The sequence below is a fragment of the Silvania sp. genome, from assembly GCF_051656365.1.
Lineage (GTDB): Bacteria > Pseudomonadota > Gammaproteobacteria > Enterobacterales > Enterobacteriaceae > Enterobacter > Enterobacter hatchlandensis.
In genome coordinates this window covers 36,058-49,637 of sequence record NZ_JBOGBT010000061.1, presented here as the reverse complement: position 1 = coordinate 49,637, position 13,580 = coordinate 36,058, and the positions used below count along the sequence as shown (strand labels likewise).

The following is a 13,580-nucleotide window of genomic DNA, read 5'->3' as shown; positions in this document are numbered from 1 at the left end:
CTTCATCCCATGAGATGCGTTCAAACTTGCCCTCCCCGCGCTTACCGACGCGCTTCATCGGGTATTTCAGGCGATCCGGGTGATAGACAAACTTGCGATAGCCGCGACCGCGAACGCAGGCGCGCATAATAGGCATTTCCGGGTCCAGATCGCTGTCCGGGCGGGTCGTGATTTGGGTGATCACGCCGTCCGCGACATGCGCGCGAATATCGCATTTTCCGCCGCAGTCAAAGGTACTACAGGTTTGCACAACGCGTTCAGATGCGCCGGACGCTTGTGCTGCCGGGCTGGCATGGGTTGACGATGCCAGCGCTTTCCCGGACATGACAAATGGCAGCGTCACCAGCGCCGACCCTGCCTTGAGAAGCCCTCTGCGTGTGATCTGGGGAAAAAGAGTGTCCCGATTTTCTTTGTGTTCTGACATGTTATTCCCTCAAAAAAAGAGGGGTATTCTTTCTCATAACCCCATCGAGGTATTTGATGTGAATCAACTCAGAAAATATGACATCCAACAGACCCTTTATTCGCTTTTTATTTAGGCATAACAATGACGTACACAAATATCAAAAACCACATCCATTCATGAAATAAATATAAATACCGGGAGATGATGCGCCGGTTTGCTCATTCGCCGTTTTCGACCACACTTATTTTTTAATGGATTTTTGCGTGTTGACCTGAGGCGTATTGCCAGGCGGGCCGTAATAAAGGGTGGCATTGATGAAAAGGATCGCAATTATCGGCGCAGGGCCGACCGGCATTTATACGTTTTTTTCGCTGCTGAATCTCCGGACGCCGCTGTCCATCTCAGTTTATGAGCAGGGTGACAAAGCCGGCGTGGGCATGCCCTACAGCAGTGAAGAGAACTCCAGAACGATGCTGGCCAACATCGCCAGCATCGAAATCCCCCCTGTTTTCTCAACCTATATCGACTGGCTGCGCAGCCAGAGCGCCGCCCATCTGGCGCGCTATGGCGTGGAGAAAGCATTCCTGCATGTCCGGCAGTTCCTGCCGCGCATTCTGCTGGGGGAGTATTTCCGCGATCAATTTTTACAGCTGGTCGAACGGGCGAAAAAAGAGGGTTTTGAGGTCGAGGTGCACGAGTCCTGCCCGGTTATCGACATCGCCGCCACGCCCGAGGGCGTCAACCTGTGGACGGAAGGTGAACCGGAGCCAAAATCATTCGATCTGGCGGTGATCGCCACCGGGCACGTCTGGCCGGAGGAAGACGCCTCGTCGCGGGCCTTCTTCCCGAGTCCGTGGTCCGGGCTGATGGAGGCCAAAATCGCTGCCGGCAACGTGGGTATTATGGGCACCTCCCTGAGCGGCCTCGACGCAGCGATGGCGGTGGCTATTCAGCATGGTACCTTCGTCGAAGCCGATAACGAGCAGATCCACTTCCACCTCGATGAAGGCAGCGAGGCGCTGAAGATTGTGCTGATGTCCCGCTCGGGCATCCTGCCGGAGGCCGATTTTTACTGCCCGATCCCCTACGAGCCGTTAACCATTGCTACCGAACAGGCGATTGACGCCGCGATCGAGCAAGGTTCAGAGGGCTTACTCGACCGCATCTTCCAGCTTATGGTGGAAGAACTGCAGCGCGCCGATCCGGCCTGGAGCGAGGCGGTCGCGCTGAACACTCTCACGGCCGACAGCCTTCGCGAGGCCTGGTTTGCCGACCGGGAAAAAAACGGCCCGTTCCGCTGGGCGGTGTCGAATCTGGATGAGGTGGAGCGCAACAAACGCGACCGGCGAACGGTGCCGTGGCGCTACACCATCCTGCGTCTGCACGAAGCCGTCGAGAAAATTGTCCCTCACCTCACTGAACAGGATCGGGAGCGTTTTAACACCGGTCTGGCGAGGGTGTTTATCGACAATTATGCGGCCATCCCGTCCCGGTCAATTCGCCGGCTGCTGGCCCTGCGCGAGGCGGGCATCATCAGCATTCTGACGCTGGGCGCGGATTATGAAATGGCCCTAAAAACGGACCGAACGGTGATTAATGCCGAGGGTAACAGCTGGTCGTTCGATACCTTTATCGACGCCCGCGGGCAGAAGCCGCTCAAAACCAAAGACCTGCCGTTCCCGGTGTTGCGCAAACAGCTCGAGTCCGCCGGCGAGGAGATCCCGGACGTCGGGGACGATTACACCCTCCTCGCCCCGGAATACCTGCGCGGAAAAATTGCCTTTGGCGCGCTGCCTTACCTGATGCACGACAGGCCTTTTGTACAAGGTCTGGTGGTGTGCGCCGAAATCGGGGAGTCAATGGCGAAAGCCGCCGTCCAACCCACCTCCCGGGCGCGCAGACGGCTGCCGTTTATCGGGGATTAAAAGCAGTTTCGCAGGCGGCGGCCAGCGCCAGTAACGAGGACTCATCCTCTGCGGTCGAGAGGATTTCGAGCCCCACGGGGAAGTGAGTTCGCGTTCTTGCACAGGGGAGCGTGATGGCAGCAAAACCGCTGATGGCCGCCAGTTCGGGTGCATGGCCGGGCGGCATTTTTTCCAGGCTGTCCGGTAACCGACACACCGTCGGGTAGAGAAACGCGTCTATTCTTCCCTGCTCCGCCACCTGTATCAACGCCATACGTAACGCACGCCGCAAGCGCCGTCCGGCCAACCATGCGGGGGTTTTCAGCGTCCTGCAGGACAACATGCTGGTCAGCAGCGGCAAGAACTCCGCTAAATATTGCCCGGAGGCGACGATGGCCTGAAGATCGTGCGGTGCGCCAGGATGCTGTTGCAACCAGCCGTCAAAGGCCACGCGAAACTCGTACATACTCAGGCATGTCGCCATTTCAACGTCACGCAGCAGTGGAATGTCAACCGCCACCACCGCTGCGCCATGCAGCCTCAGCCTTCCGATGGCGGCGTGCCAGGCTTCAAGCTGGTGCGGGTCGTCCCCTTCGAGGGCGCGGATCACCCCAAATCTCACCCCTTTCAGCGATACGGTTTCGACGGTTGACGGCGGGTGCCCATGCATAATCCCGTGCAGCAATGCAGCATCCTGCACGCAGTGTACCATCGGCCCTACGGTGTCTTTACTCAACGACAGCGGCGCGATGCCAGCCATTTGTTCCCGGCGGACCCGCGGTCGTAACCCCACCAGCCCGGTATAGCTGCACGGAATGCGAATCGACCCACCGGTGTCGGTGCCTAGCGCCCCCTCAGCCATCCCGGCCGCCACCGCCGCGGCGCTGCCGCCGCTGGAACCTCCGGCGGTAACGTTCGGGAACAGCGGATTGCGCACGTCGCCACCGAGCGAGCTGCGGGAGCGGACGTCAAAGGCAAACTCGGACATATTTGCCCGCGCCAGAATAATGGCCCCGGCATCGCGCAACCGGCGAACCACCAGCGCATCGGCTGTTGGTTGTAGCGCGCTCAGCGACGAACAGCCCAGCGTCAGCGGCAACCCGGCGCAGGCGATGTTATCTTTCACGATCAACGGCACGCCATGTAATGGCCCGGAAAGCATGCCGCGACGCCGCAGCGTTTGACACTGCATCGCCTGCGACAGGGCGTCAGGATTGACGCCCAGAATGGCATTCAGATCCGCTCGCCTTTCAATCATGGTCAGCCGTCGGGTTATCTCCTCGGGACAGTCTGCCGGAGGGATCAGCCGTCTGTTTAGCATAGTGTTCCCTTAATCAATGCCGGAGGCCAGGCCAGCGCCCGACCTCCCGTCGCATCTAGTCCCGTAACCCGGAAGTAATGGCGTCAAGAGCCTCTGGACGCAGGCGGATTTCCGCGGCCCGACGGTGTCCCTGCATCCCTTCGGTGCGGCTCTGGCGGATCGCGGGCTCCGCAATTGCGGCAATCCCCTTATCGTCAATCCACTGGTGGGTACAAATTTTGACGTACGCCCCTACCCACAGTCCACCGGTATAGCGCGCTGCCGCCATGGTCGGCAGGGTGTGGTTGGTGCCGCAGCATTTATCCGAGAACACCACGCTGGCGTTCTGGCCGATAAACAGCGATCCGTAGTTACGGATTTTGGCTGCCGTGCTGTGCGGATCCCGGGTATGCACCTGCAGATGCTCGGTCGCCATATAATCCGCGAAGGCGATCAGCTGTTCTTCACTGTCGCAGACTACGATTTCCCCCTGCCGACGCCAGGCTTCCCCCGCCGTGGCGGCGGTCGGCAGCGTCGTCAGCTGGCGTTCGATCTCTGCCAGCGTCCCTTCGGCAAGCGCCCTGCTGCTGGTCGCCAGCCCTACGCGGGTATGAACATCATGTTCCGCTTGCGCCAGCAGATCGGCGGCAATAATACGCGCGTCGGCGCTGTCATCGGCAACGGTGAAGATTTCGCTCGGCCCGGCCAGGGCGTCGATTCCCACTTTGCCGAATACCTGACGCTTAGCCTCGTTCACGAAGGCATTGCCCGGCCCGACAATTTTATCCACCGCCGGAACGCTCTGTGTCCCCCAGGCCATCGCCGCAATCGCCTGCGCGCCGCCGATTTTAAAGATCCGGTGTGCACCTGCCAGATGGCAGACCGCAATCATCGCCGGATGCGCCGCCGGTGGCAGACAGGCAATGATCTGCTCGCAGCCCGCCACCGTCGCGGGCACGATCGACATCACCGGCGCGGAAAGAATGGGGTAGCGACCGCCCGGCACGTAACAGCCCACCGTCTGGACCGGGATAATCCGATGCCCCAGATGCACGCCTGGCAGGGTTTCGACCTCCAGCGGCAGCATGGTGGCAAGCTGAGCCTCTGCAAAGCGGCGCACCTGCGCAATCGCAAACTCGCTGTCGCGACGCGTCTGCGGATCCATCTCCCGGAGCGCGGTGTCGATCTCCTCAGCGGTGACTTCAAACTGCGCCGGCACTACCTTATCAAACTGCTGCGAATAGTCTTTCAGGGCGGCGTCGCCCTCACGCTTCACCCGTTCAATAATGGCGCTGACGGTGTCGGTTAACGACTTATCGGCCTGCGCGTCCTGTCCCTGCGGACGTTTGATCCAGCTCACCTGGTCAACAATCGATTGTGCTGTCATTACGCGTCCTCCATTTGACCAAGTTTGATTTGTGCCAGCAGCGCCAGGTGATCGTAAACCACCCACTCATCGACAATTTTGCCGTTGATGATGTGGTAATGGGACATGCCCATCACGAACAGGCGTTCGCCGGTCGGTTTACCCAGCTCACCGTAGCCCAGGTGATGGCCTTCAATAATCCAGCGAACCGCCACTTTGGTGCCGCCCTCTTCGCACGGGTTGGAGCAAATATGCTGCGGCAGCCAGGCGCCATCGGGGATCATGCCGATCAGCGCCAGAGTCTGGTGCGTCACTGCCGCCACGCCGTACAGCTCTTTCATCAGCGGGCCGTGCCACTGCACGTTTGGCGCATACACCTCTTTGATCTTGCCGAGCATCCGGCGGTTATAAATTTCGTGCAGCCAGCGCAGGCACTGCTCTTCGGTGTCGGTATGGGCGATGGAGACGTCGCAGACCATTTCCGGCGGATACTGGCCCAGCATGCGCCCATTTTCGCCGATGTCGGTGACGCGAAAGCCCTTGTCGAACTGCTCTTTCGCCATGTTAAAGGCCACTTCGTCGGTGTTCAGCCCCAGCTGCTTCATCAGGGACATGTTGTCGCTGACCACCCACTCCCGGTAGATTTTGTTTTCGTGGATCATGCAGTCGGCCACGGTGCGGGTGACGAAGGTGCGGTTGGTCGGTTTGCCCAGATGGCTGAACTGGGTGTGGCGCCCGCTGCCGGTCACCAGATGCGAGGTATAGAAACCGTCAACGTCGTTGCCGTTCCAGATAACCTGGGTCGCCATCCCCCGGCGCTCCGGGAAAGCAATCAGACGCTGCAGGGTATCCTGCACCACCTGCTCGCGGTTATACAGGGTGCCAAGCGCATTATATAAAATACAATTGTGCGTATAGTGGGTGTAAATTAAGCCCACGTCGCGTTCATCCCATATTTTATGGGTGCAGCGAACGATATAGTCGACAATATCGGTATAGCAATCATCAAAGCCGCGTAATGATTGCGCGCGCGGACGCTTTTCCGGCACCAAATCAATAAAGTCCCGACGCTCAACCTGTAATACCGGTTCGTCACGGGTCGGTTTATTATTTTTTTCAGGTACGGCTGGAGCTTTATTTGTTGCTTCGGTTGAAGACATGCGATCTCCTGCTTCTATTTTCAGACAATACGATCCCGCACCCGGAATGGATGGAGAAGAGAACCGCAATTTGCATTGCGGTGGATTTAAAACACGTTACGGATAAGTTATATAGCGGGGGCGAACCGCCGCTTAATTCACGATTTGCGACCAGATAGCTAATTCATCAATACCGAGATATTCGCGAATAATTAAACCATCGCGTAATTCGAGCTGGCTAATACCGGTAATTGATACCGGTTTGCGGGTCGGCATGCCAAATTTGCCGTAGCCGTCGTGCCAGGTCAGCAGCGACCAGCGCAGCGAAATGCGCACCGGCTCGTTAGCATCCCGACGAACAATCAAGTGGTGAAGCTGCACTTCGCTGTCGGCGAAGGAGGCCCGGTAGCCCGACAGCAGGGCGGCGATTTCCTGCTCCCCGGTGCAGATGCAGTGCCCCGGCGCAAACAGCGTGGCGGCGGGATGATACAGGCCCGGCACGGTGCCGCTGTTGCCGCCTGCCCACATGGTCAGATAGCGCTCAATAACCCCGGCAATCGGCCCTTCGACGTCATCACCTTCAGGTCCCCCGGCCCAGCGGGCGTCCAGCGTCTCGGCGGTTTCACGTGGGATCCCAAGCTGTTCCTGCATGTTCGCCAGATTGCGCGCAAAGTCCTGCACGTTGAACCCCAGCTGCGCCACTATCGCCGCCCGGTCCTGCAGGAGCCACTCCTGACGTACCGCGCCGTCGGCGCAGATCCGGTCCGCCCAGGTGCGCACCCAGACGGTTTTGCCGGTCGGTGCACCGAAGAACCCTTCCCCCTGATGGCGAATGCAGGCGATCGTGCGCTGGGCGGCGTAGTATTCATCCCCCGGATTGTGGGTCGCCAGAATGTCCTCCGTCAGCACGGTGCGCTGGGGGAAGCTGTGCATCGCCTCGAGGGTTAAGCGCATAAACTGGGAGAGATCGTTCAGCTGTTTTTCTGGGGTGATAAATACCACCGGCGTGGCGTAAAAGTCCGCGAGCTGGCCGATATCTTTCTGCTCCCAGACCACGTGGGTCAGGGTCAGAATAAACTGTTGAATGGAGTCGAACTGGGGGCTAAAGCCCGGCAATCTGCTCATTTGTCCTCCTGCGTCTGGAACACCACTTTCCCGTTTTCTTCGACGACGCCCGCGTGCGGACGGCGTGCAGAGTGCCGAACGACCAGCGTGCCCGGCACGGTGATTTGTTCAGGCTCGATATTTCCACTCTCGATTTGCTTCATCAGTAGCGCCACCGTCTCCGTCACCATCGCTTCCACCGGCTGTGACGCGGAGGTTAACGCATATGACGACCAGCCGGACGGGCCGATATCGTCGTAGCCAATCACCGAGACGTCTTCCGGGATGCGCAGGCCAAACTCGTAGCGGGCCACGTCCATCACTATCACCGCCATGTGGTCGTTGGCGACAAAAATGGCGTCCGGCGCCGGCGCAGCGGAAAAGAGCGCGTACGCCGCACGGGTGGTTTGCTGGGCATCGTAATTACCATTCACCACCCGGACATCGTCGATGCCCTGCTCGTGCAGCGCGGTCAGATAACCCCGCTGGCGGGTGATATTCACCGACGAGTCCGCCACGCCGCCCACGTAGGCAAAGCGCTGGTGGCCTGCCGCCAGTAAAAATTCGGCAATCTGGCGGGCGGCCGCCTCGTTGTTGCTGTTGACGCTGGATGCCATTCCGCTCGCTTCGCTGCGGTTAAACAGCACCACCGGGATCCCGGCGGCCAGACACTCTTCTGACAAATCAAGCGACAGCGTAACCGAAGCCAGCACGATGCCGTCCACCCGGTACTGCATGATCTGGTCGAAAATTCGGTCCACGTTGCCCTCGCGGTCACCGACAAACAGCAGCAGGTGATAGTTGAGGGTATCCAGCTTTTGCGCCAGTGCCTCAAGCACGTGCGGATAAAACGGGTTATCAAAATAGGAGATCACCACCCCGATGATGCGCGAGCGGGCAGTGTTCAGCGAGCGGGCTATCGCATTCGGACGATAGCCCAGCTCGCGCGCCGCCTTAAGCACCTTCTCACGCGTGGCCGGCGAGATACTCGCCCCCGGCGTAAAGGTGCGGGACACCGCTGATTGTGATACGCCTGCCAGCTGAGCCACCTGTTGAGAGGTCACCGCCGTAAAAGTCTTACGTTTCATTGCCGTTTGTTCCTTATCCCTTGCACTTCCCGATTCTGGCACACTTTCAAGAAGATAACGCGATCACCGCCTATCCCCCCGTTCTTGCTGCCTCAGGAAGCGGGTACTTTTTATACTTACACCATCTTTGCATGCGTATGCAACAGCCTAAATTATTTTTTTCACAATGGTGACAAACAACCTTTACAAAATTGAAACCTTTTCGTAACTTCAATTTTGAATACGTATGCAGAGCAGTTTCACACCGTCAATTGTACCGGGCAAAGTGGGCAGTCATCAAAAGGATTGAGCCGGTAAACGTTGTACTTGATTGGTTATAACCCATTGATTATTTAGAGGTTCACAACCATGTTTCGAGCACTGTTACGCCGACCGGAAGCCCGGCTGTTTTTCTTCATCAGCGTGTTATTTTTCATCTGCATCCACAGCATCGATGCGTTTCTGGCCCCGATGATGATCAATCAGGGGATGGAGCCGCAGGTGATGGGCATCATTATGGGGGCCAGCGGCCTGGCCACGCTGCTGATTCGTTTTCCACTGGGGATCATCTCCGACGTGGTGAAGAGCCGGAAAATTTTTATCCAGGTCGCGCTGGTCCTGCCGATTATCGCCTGGCCGCTGGCCTGGCTGGAGCCGAACGCCCTTACCCTGTATCTGGCTAAAGCGGCAGACGGCGTCACCGCCGCCACCTGGGTGCTCTACAACATCCTGTTTATGCGCTATTTTGACCGCAAAGACGCCCCCGCTGCCGTAGCCTTTCTGGCGCTGGCGGGGCCGCTTGGGGTGTTTCTCGGCAACTGCATCGGCGGGTTGTTGATTCACTACTTTGCCAACAACATCGCCTTCTTCGTCTCCTGCGTCTCGGCGCTGGTGGCACTGCTCCTGACCACCCGGATCCGCGATGTCCACGACCCGGTAAAAGCCCCGTCGCTGAAAGCCTGTATCGCCGGGGCCCGCCTGCAGCTTGCGGACCGTTCGGTGTGGCTGATTGGCATTCTGGCGACCCTTGTCATCCTGGTGCCTTTTGCCACCCGCGATACGTTGACGCCCATCTACGCCGAGCAGCTTGGGGGGCGCGCCGGGATCCTGACTCTGCTGAGCAACATCCATCTGATCTTCTACGCGCTGGCGGTTGCCCTGTGCAGCAGCGTGTTTTACCAGCGCCTGGGCCTGATGAAGACGGCGGTGCTGGGGATTGTGCTGCAGGTGATCTCGACGTTTGGCATTCCGTTCACCAGCAACATGTACGTGATCTATGTTCTGCAGGCGCTGGCCGGCTTCTCCTTCGGGATGGCGTTCGCGGCATTTATGTCCCTGAGCGTGGTCAACACTACCTCCGATGAACAGTCCACCCGCATGGGGTTGTTCCAGACCATTTACTCCTGCGGCATGTTTGCCGGGCCGGTGATCATGGGGGTGATGATGCAGCACATTAACCTCTCTTCCGGGTATCTGTTTATTGCCGCCCTCTCGATTGTTGCGGCGATGGCCACCCCGCTTTCCGTGCGCTGGGTGAATTCACGTAAAACGCCACCGACCGCAGAATTACCGCTGAATAGTTCCCTCGCGCCCGCCCGCGACCAATAAATTGCAGTAGCGATGCTTTATTCCGGTTCGCCGGGAGGCTCTTCGTCATTTTAAATATGAAAGGAAACGATTGTGGCTTATATATTGAAAACCAGTAAACCGGTTCAGGAACGTCAGGATGCACAGCGTCAGATAAGGGAAACGGTAGAAATTATTCTTGCGGATATTGAAAAGCGTGGGAATAAAGCCATTCGCGAATTATCCATTAAATTCGACCGCTACGATCGCCAGGATTATCGCCTGACGGACGCGGAGATTAATGACTGTATTAAACGACTCAGCCGTCAGGATATTCGCGATATCGAATTCGCCCAGGAGCAGGTATTTAATTTTGCCCGCGCCCAGAGGGAATGCCTGCGCGATCTGGAAATTGAAACCCGCCCCGGGGTGATCCTCGGGCATAAAAACATTCCGATTAATGCGGTGGGATGCTACGTCCCCGGCGGCAAATATCCACTGCTGGCCTCGGCGCATATGTCGATCATTACCGCCAACGTTGCGGGCTGTTCGCGCATCGTGAGCTGCGCCCCGCCGTTCGGCGGTGAACCGGCTCCGGCCATCGTGGCGGCGCAAAAAATGGCCGGTGCCACTGAGATTTATGCCCTGGGCGGCATTCAGGCTATCGGCGCGATGGCGCTCGGCACCGATTCGCTGGCCCCGGTGGATATGCTGGTCGGGCCGGGCAATGCCTATGTCGCCGAAGCCAAGCGCCAGCTGTTTGGCCGGGTCGGCATCGACCTGTTTGCCGGTCCAACCGAGACGCTGGTGATTGCCGATGAAACGGTCGACGCCGAAATGTGCGCCACCGATCTGCTGGGTCAGGCCGAGCACGGGGTGACCACCCCCGCCATTCTGCTGACCAACTCGATGATGCTTGCCAAAGAGACGCTGCGGGAGATCGACCGCCTGCTGGAAAAACTGCCTACCGCCGACGTTGCGCGTCAGGCCTGGCGCGACTATGGCGAAATCATCGTCTGCGACAGCTACGACGAAATGCTCGCCGAAGCCGACCGCATCGCCTCCGAGCACGTGCAGGTGATGACCGACCGCGACGACTGGTTCCTCGCGAATCTGACCAACTTTGGCGCGCTGTTCCTCGGCCCGCGCACCAACGTCGCTTACGGCGATAAGGTCATTGGCACCAACCACACCCTGCCGACGCAAAAAGCGGCGCGCTACACCGGCGGCCTGTGGGTCGGCAAGTTCATGAAAACCTGCACCTGGCAGAAGGTGCTCAGCGATGAAGCCACTGCCGAGATCGGCAGCTACTGCTCGCGTCTGTCGCTGCTGGAGGGCTTTGCCGGACATGCCGAGCAGGCCAATATTCGCGTGCGCCGCTACGGCCAGGTGGATGTGCCGTACGCCACCCCCGCCCCGGTCAGAGAAAAGGTGTAAGGCATGACGTTTCCTGAGATGCCTTCTTTTGACCTGCACGGGAAACGCGCGCTGGTAACGGGCGGCTCCAAAGGACTGGGGTTCGCCTGCGCCGTCGCCCTGGCGCAGGCCGGGGCCGAGGTGTGGATTGCCGCCCGGGATCGCCCGGCGCTGGACGCGGCCGCGACGCTCGCCGCCGAACAGGGGCTGACGCTGCATACGGTGTCGCTGGATATCACCGACGTCGCGCAGGTCGAGCGGGTGCTTTCGCCCCTGCCGGCGTTCGACATCCTGGTGAACAGCGCCGGGCTGGCGCGTCACGAGCCGTTTATGAAGGTGAGTGAAGCGAACTTCGATGCGGTGATGGCCATCAACCTGCGGGCCACCTTTTTTATCAGCCAGCAGGTGGCGGCGCGGATGCGCGACCAGCAGATTGCCGGGTCGATTATCCATATCTCGTCGCAAATGGGCCACGTTGGCGGCCCGAACCGCAGCGTCTACTGCGCCTCCAAATTTGCGCTGGAGGGATTAACCAAATCGATGGCGCTGGAGCTGGGGGATGCCGGGATCCGGGTCAACACCCTGTGCCCGACCTTTATAGAGACCGCACTTTCGCAGCGCGCGCTGGGCGAACCCGCCTTTCGTCGCTACGTGCTGGACAACATCAAGCTCGGGCGGCTGGGCACAGTCGAAGACGTGATGGGGCCGGTAGTGTTCCTGGCCTCCGATGCCGCAGGGATGATCACCGGCAGTGCGTTGATGGTCGATGGCGGCTGGACCGCAACCTGAGGGCTATGATGACAACGCTTAACAATACCCACATGCCGCTGGTGCTGATTGGCGGCACGCTGTGTAACCGCAGGCTCTGGCAGCCGATCGTCGACCAGCTCGCGCTGTCTGCCGCGATTTGCGTTGAGCCGACCGGGGCCACCACGGCGGAGCAGGTCTCCCAACGGCTGCGGAGTGAGTTGCCGCCGCGATTCCTGCTGGCGGGATTTTCGCTGGGGGCGATTGTGGCTCTGCAGATGATCGCCGACGCCCCTGAACGGATTGCCGGGCTGGCGCTGCTGTCAGTCAATCCGCTGGCAGACCGGCCGGAAAATGCCACCCCACGCCGCGAAGCCGTTCGTGCGGCGCGGGAACAGGGGCTGGCGAACTGGCTGTCTGCCAGCCTGTGGCCAAAGTACGTGGCCCCGTCACGCCTTCATGACCGGGAACTGCACGCGGTTATCTGCCAGATGGCAGAGGAGTGCGGACCTGACGTGCTGGCGACCCAGACCGAAATCGCGATTTCCCGGGGCGATAATCGCGAGGCGCTGGCCGCCGCGACCTGCCCCATCATCATTATTAACGGCCTGCACGATCCCATCTGCACGCCCCACTACCACCAGCTGGCCGCCGAAAGCGCCCCGCAGGCGACAAGCGTTACCCTCACGCAGGCCGGGCACTTTACCGTGCTCGAAGCGCCGGATGAGGTCGCTATCCCGCTGCGCCAGTGGATTCAGGAGTGTTTACATGCGACAGAATAAACTCAAGGCGCTGCGCGAGAACGCCGCCATCATTAATGGCTGGCTGGCGATCCCGTCCAGCTACAGTGCCGAAATCATGGGCCATCAGGGGTACGATGCCATCACCGTCGATCTCCAGCACGGGATGATTGATTTTGCCAGCGCGCTGACCATGCTGCAGGCACTCTCCGCCACTTCGGCGGTGCCGCTGGTGCGGGTCTCCGATAACGACCCGGCGCAAATCATGCGCATGCTCGATGCCGGCGCTTACGGCATTATCTGCCCGATGATCTCCACCCCGGAAGAGGCCCGCCGTTTTGTCGCCGCCTGCCGCTATCCCCCGCTGGGCAATCGCTCCTTTGGCCCGGCGCGCGGTCTGCTGTACGGCGGTGCCGATTACCCCCAGCACGCCAACAGCGAAATTCTGACGCTGGCGATGATCGAAACCCGCGAAGGGCTGGCGAACCTCGACGCGATTCTGGCGACGGAGGGGTTAGACGGAGTGTTTATCGGCCCGAACGATTTGTCCCTGACCCTCACCGGCAGCGCCAGCGCCGAATCCCGTCATCCGGAGATGCTGGCCGCCGTTGAGCGGGTCGTCAGCCGCTGTCGCCAGACGCAAAAAATCGCTGGGATCTTTTGTACCTCCGGCGACGCGGCCGCCCGGCGCATCAGCGAAGGTTTTCAGTTTGTTACCCCCGCGAACGATGTCATGCAGCTTGGCCGCGCCTCGCGCGAGGCCATCGCGCAGGCACGCGGTAACGCCATTCCTACTACCGGCGCATCAGGCTATTAACAGGAGAG

At 59.6% G+C, this 13,580-nt stretch carries 11 protein-coding genes and 1 pseudogene; 6 read left to right on the top strand and 6 right to left on the bottom strand.

Annotation, left to right across the window (positions count from 1 at the left end; translation table 11 throughout):
- A pseudogene (locus ACRDD5_RS12050) lies at positions 1-424 on the bottom strand (dimethyl sulfoxide reductase subunit A); the annotation flags it as partial.
- 296 nt (positions 425-720) lie between these two features.
- Between ACRDD5_RS12050 and ACRDD5_RS12045 the strand changes: the two are divergent.
- The gene (locus ACRDD5_RS12045; protein ID WP_438676889.1) at positions 721-2,331 is read left to right on the top strand and encodes an FAD-NAD(P)-binding protein; all 1,611 of its coding nucleotides are present in this window, start codon (positions 721-723) and stop codon (positions 2,329-2,331) included.
- Here the strand turns inward: ACRDD5_RS12045 and ACRDD5_RS12040 are convergent.
- The 5 genes from ACRDD5_RS12040 to ACRDD5_RS12020 all read right to left on the bottom strand — a co-directional run bounded on the left by ACRDD5_RS12040 (position 2,318) and on the right by ACRDD5_RS12020 (position 8,307).
- The gene (locus ACRDD5_RS12040) at positions 2,318-3,631 is read right to left on the bottom strand and encodes an amidase (RefSeq protein ID WP_438676888.1); all 1,314 of its coding nucleotides are present in this window, start codon (positions 3,629-3,631) and stop codon (positions 2,318-2,320) included. The two genes, ACRDD5_RS12045 and ACRDD5_RS12040, sit on opposite strands and share 14 nt — an antisense overlap.
- Positions 3,632-3,686: 55 nt before the next feature.
- The gene (hisD, locus tag ACRDD5_RS12035) at positions 3,687-4,997 is read right to left on the bottom strand and encodes a histidinol dehydrogenase (RefSeq protein WP_438676887.1); all 1,311 of its coding nucleotides are present in this window, start codon (positions 4,995-4,997) and stop codon (positions 3,687-3,689) included.
- Complete coding sequence (locus tag ACRDD5_RS12030) at positions 4,997-6,136, bottom strand: nuclear transport factor 2 family protein (RefSeq protein WP_271283779.1); 1,140 nt, start codon at positions 6,134-6,136, stop codon at positions 4,997-4,999. The genes hisD (ACRDD5_RS12035) and ACRDD5_RS12030 overlap by 1 nt, the downstream gene beginning before the upstream one ends.
- Before the next feature lie 132 nt (positions 6,137-6,268).
- Complete coding sequence (locus ACRDD5_RS12025) at positions 6,269-7,240, bottom strand: nuclear transport factor 2 family protein (protein WP_438676886.1); 972 nt, start codon at positions 7,238-7,240, stop codon at positions 6,269-6,271.
- Complete coding sequence (locus tag ACRDD5_RS12020; protein ID WP_271283781.1) at positions 7,237-8,307, bottom strand: LacI family DNA-binding transcriptional regulator; 1,071 nt, start codon at positions 8,305-8,307, stop codon at positions 7,237-7,239. Before ACRDD5_RS12020 ends, ACRDD5_RS12025 begins: the two co-directional genes overlap by 4 nt.
- Before the next feature lie 348 nt (positions 8,308-8,655).
- Between ACRDD5_RS12020 and ACRDD5_RS12015 the strand changes: the two genes are divergently transcribed.
- The 5 genes from ACRDD5_RS12015 (at position 8,656) to ACRDD5_RS11995 (ending at position 13,572) form a co-directional block, all read left to right on the top strand.
- Complete coding sequence (locus tag ACRDD5_RS12015; protein WP_438676885.1) at positions 8,656-9,894, top strand: MFS transporter; 1,239 nt, start codon at positions 8,656-8,658, stop codon at positions 9,892-9,894.
- A gap of 72 nt (positions 9,895-9,966) precedes the next feature.
- Positions 9,967-11,289: a histidinol dehydrogenase gene (hisD, locus tag ACRDD5_RS12010; protein ID WP_438676884.1), complete on the top strand. Its 1,323-nt coding sequence runs from the start codon at positions 9,967-9,969 to the stop codon at positions 11,287-11,289.
- Between the two features lie 3 nt (positions 11,290-11,292).
- Complete coding sequence (locus ACRDD5_RS12005) at positions 11,293-12,057, top strand: SDR family NAD(P)-dependent oxidoreductase (RefSeq protein WP_438676883.1); 765 nt, start codon at positions 11,293-11,295, stop codon at positions 12,055-12,057.
- A 5-nt stretch (positions 12,058-12,062) separates the two neighbouring features.
- Complete coding sequence (locus tag ACRDD5_RS12000) at positions 12,063-12,797, top strand: alpha/beta fold hydrolase (RefSeq protein WP_438676882.1); 735 nt, start codon at positions 12,063-12,065, stop codon at positions 12,795-12,797.
- Positions 12,784-13,572, top strand: a complete 789-nt coding sequence (locus tag ACRDD5_RS11995) for an HpcH/HpaI aldolase family protein (protein ID WP_271283786.1) — start codon at positions 12,784-12,786, stop codon at positions 13,570-13,572. Before ACRDD5_RS12000 ends, ACRDD5_RS11995 begins: the two co-directional genes overlap by 14 nt.
- The last annotated feature ends 8 nt before the right edge of the window (positions 13,573-13,580 follow it).

Excerpts from the sequence above, each read along its gene's own strand:
- ACRDD5_RS12045 (WP_438676889.1), top strand. The coding sequence starts at position 721 with ATGAAAAGGATCGCAATTATCGGCGCAGGGCCGACCGGCATTTATACG.
- ACRDD5_RS12040 (WP_438676888.1), bottom strand. The coding sequence starts at position 3,631 with ATGCTAAACAGACGGCTGATCCCTCCGGCAGACTGTCCCGAGGAGATA.
- hisD (WP_438676887.1), bottom strand. The coding sequence starts at position 4,997 with ATGACAGCACAATCGATTGTTGACCAGGTGAGCTGGATCAAACGTCCG.
- ACRDD5_RS12030 (WP_271283779.1), bottom strand. The coding sequence starts at position 6,136 with ATGTCTTCAACCGAAGCAACAAATAAAGCTCCAGCCGTACCTGAAAAA.
- ACRDD5_RS12025 (WP_438676886.1), bottom strand. The coding sequence starts at position 7,240 with ATGAGCAGATTGCCGGGCTTTAGCCCCCAGTTCGACTCCATTCAACAG.
- ACRDD5_RS12020 (WP_271283781.1), bottom strand. The coding sequence starts at position 8,307 with ATGAAACGTAAGACTTTTACGGCGGTGACCTCTCAACAGGTGGCTCAG.
- ACRDD5_RS12015 (WP_438676885.1), top strand. The coding sequence starts at position 8,656 with ATGTTTCGAGCACTGTTACGCCGACCGGAAGCCCGGCTGTTTTTCTTC.
- ACRDD5_RS12005 (WP_438676883.1), top strand. The coding sequence starts at position 11,293 with ATGACGTTTCCTGAGATGCCTTCTTTTGACCTGCACGGGAAACGCGCG.
- ACRDD5_RS12000 (WP_438676882.1), top strand. The coding sequence starts at position 12,063 with ATGATGACAACGCTTAACAATACCCACATGCCGCTGGTGCTGATTGGC.
- ACRDD5_RS11995 (WP_271283786.1), top strand. The coding sequence starts at position 12,784 with ATGCGACAGAATAAACTCAAGGCGCTGCGCGAGAACGCCGCCATCATT.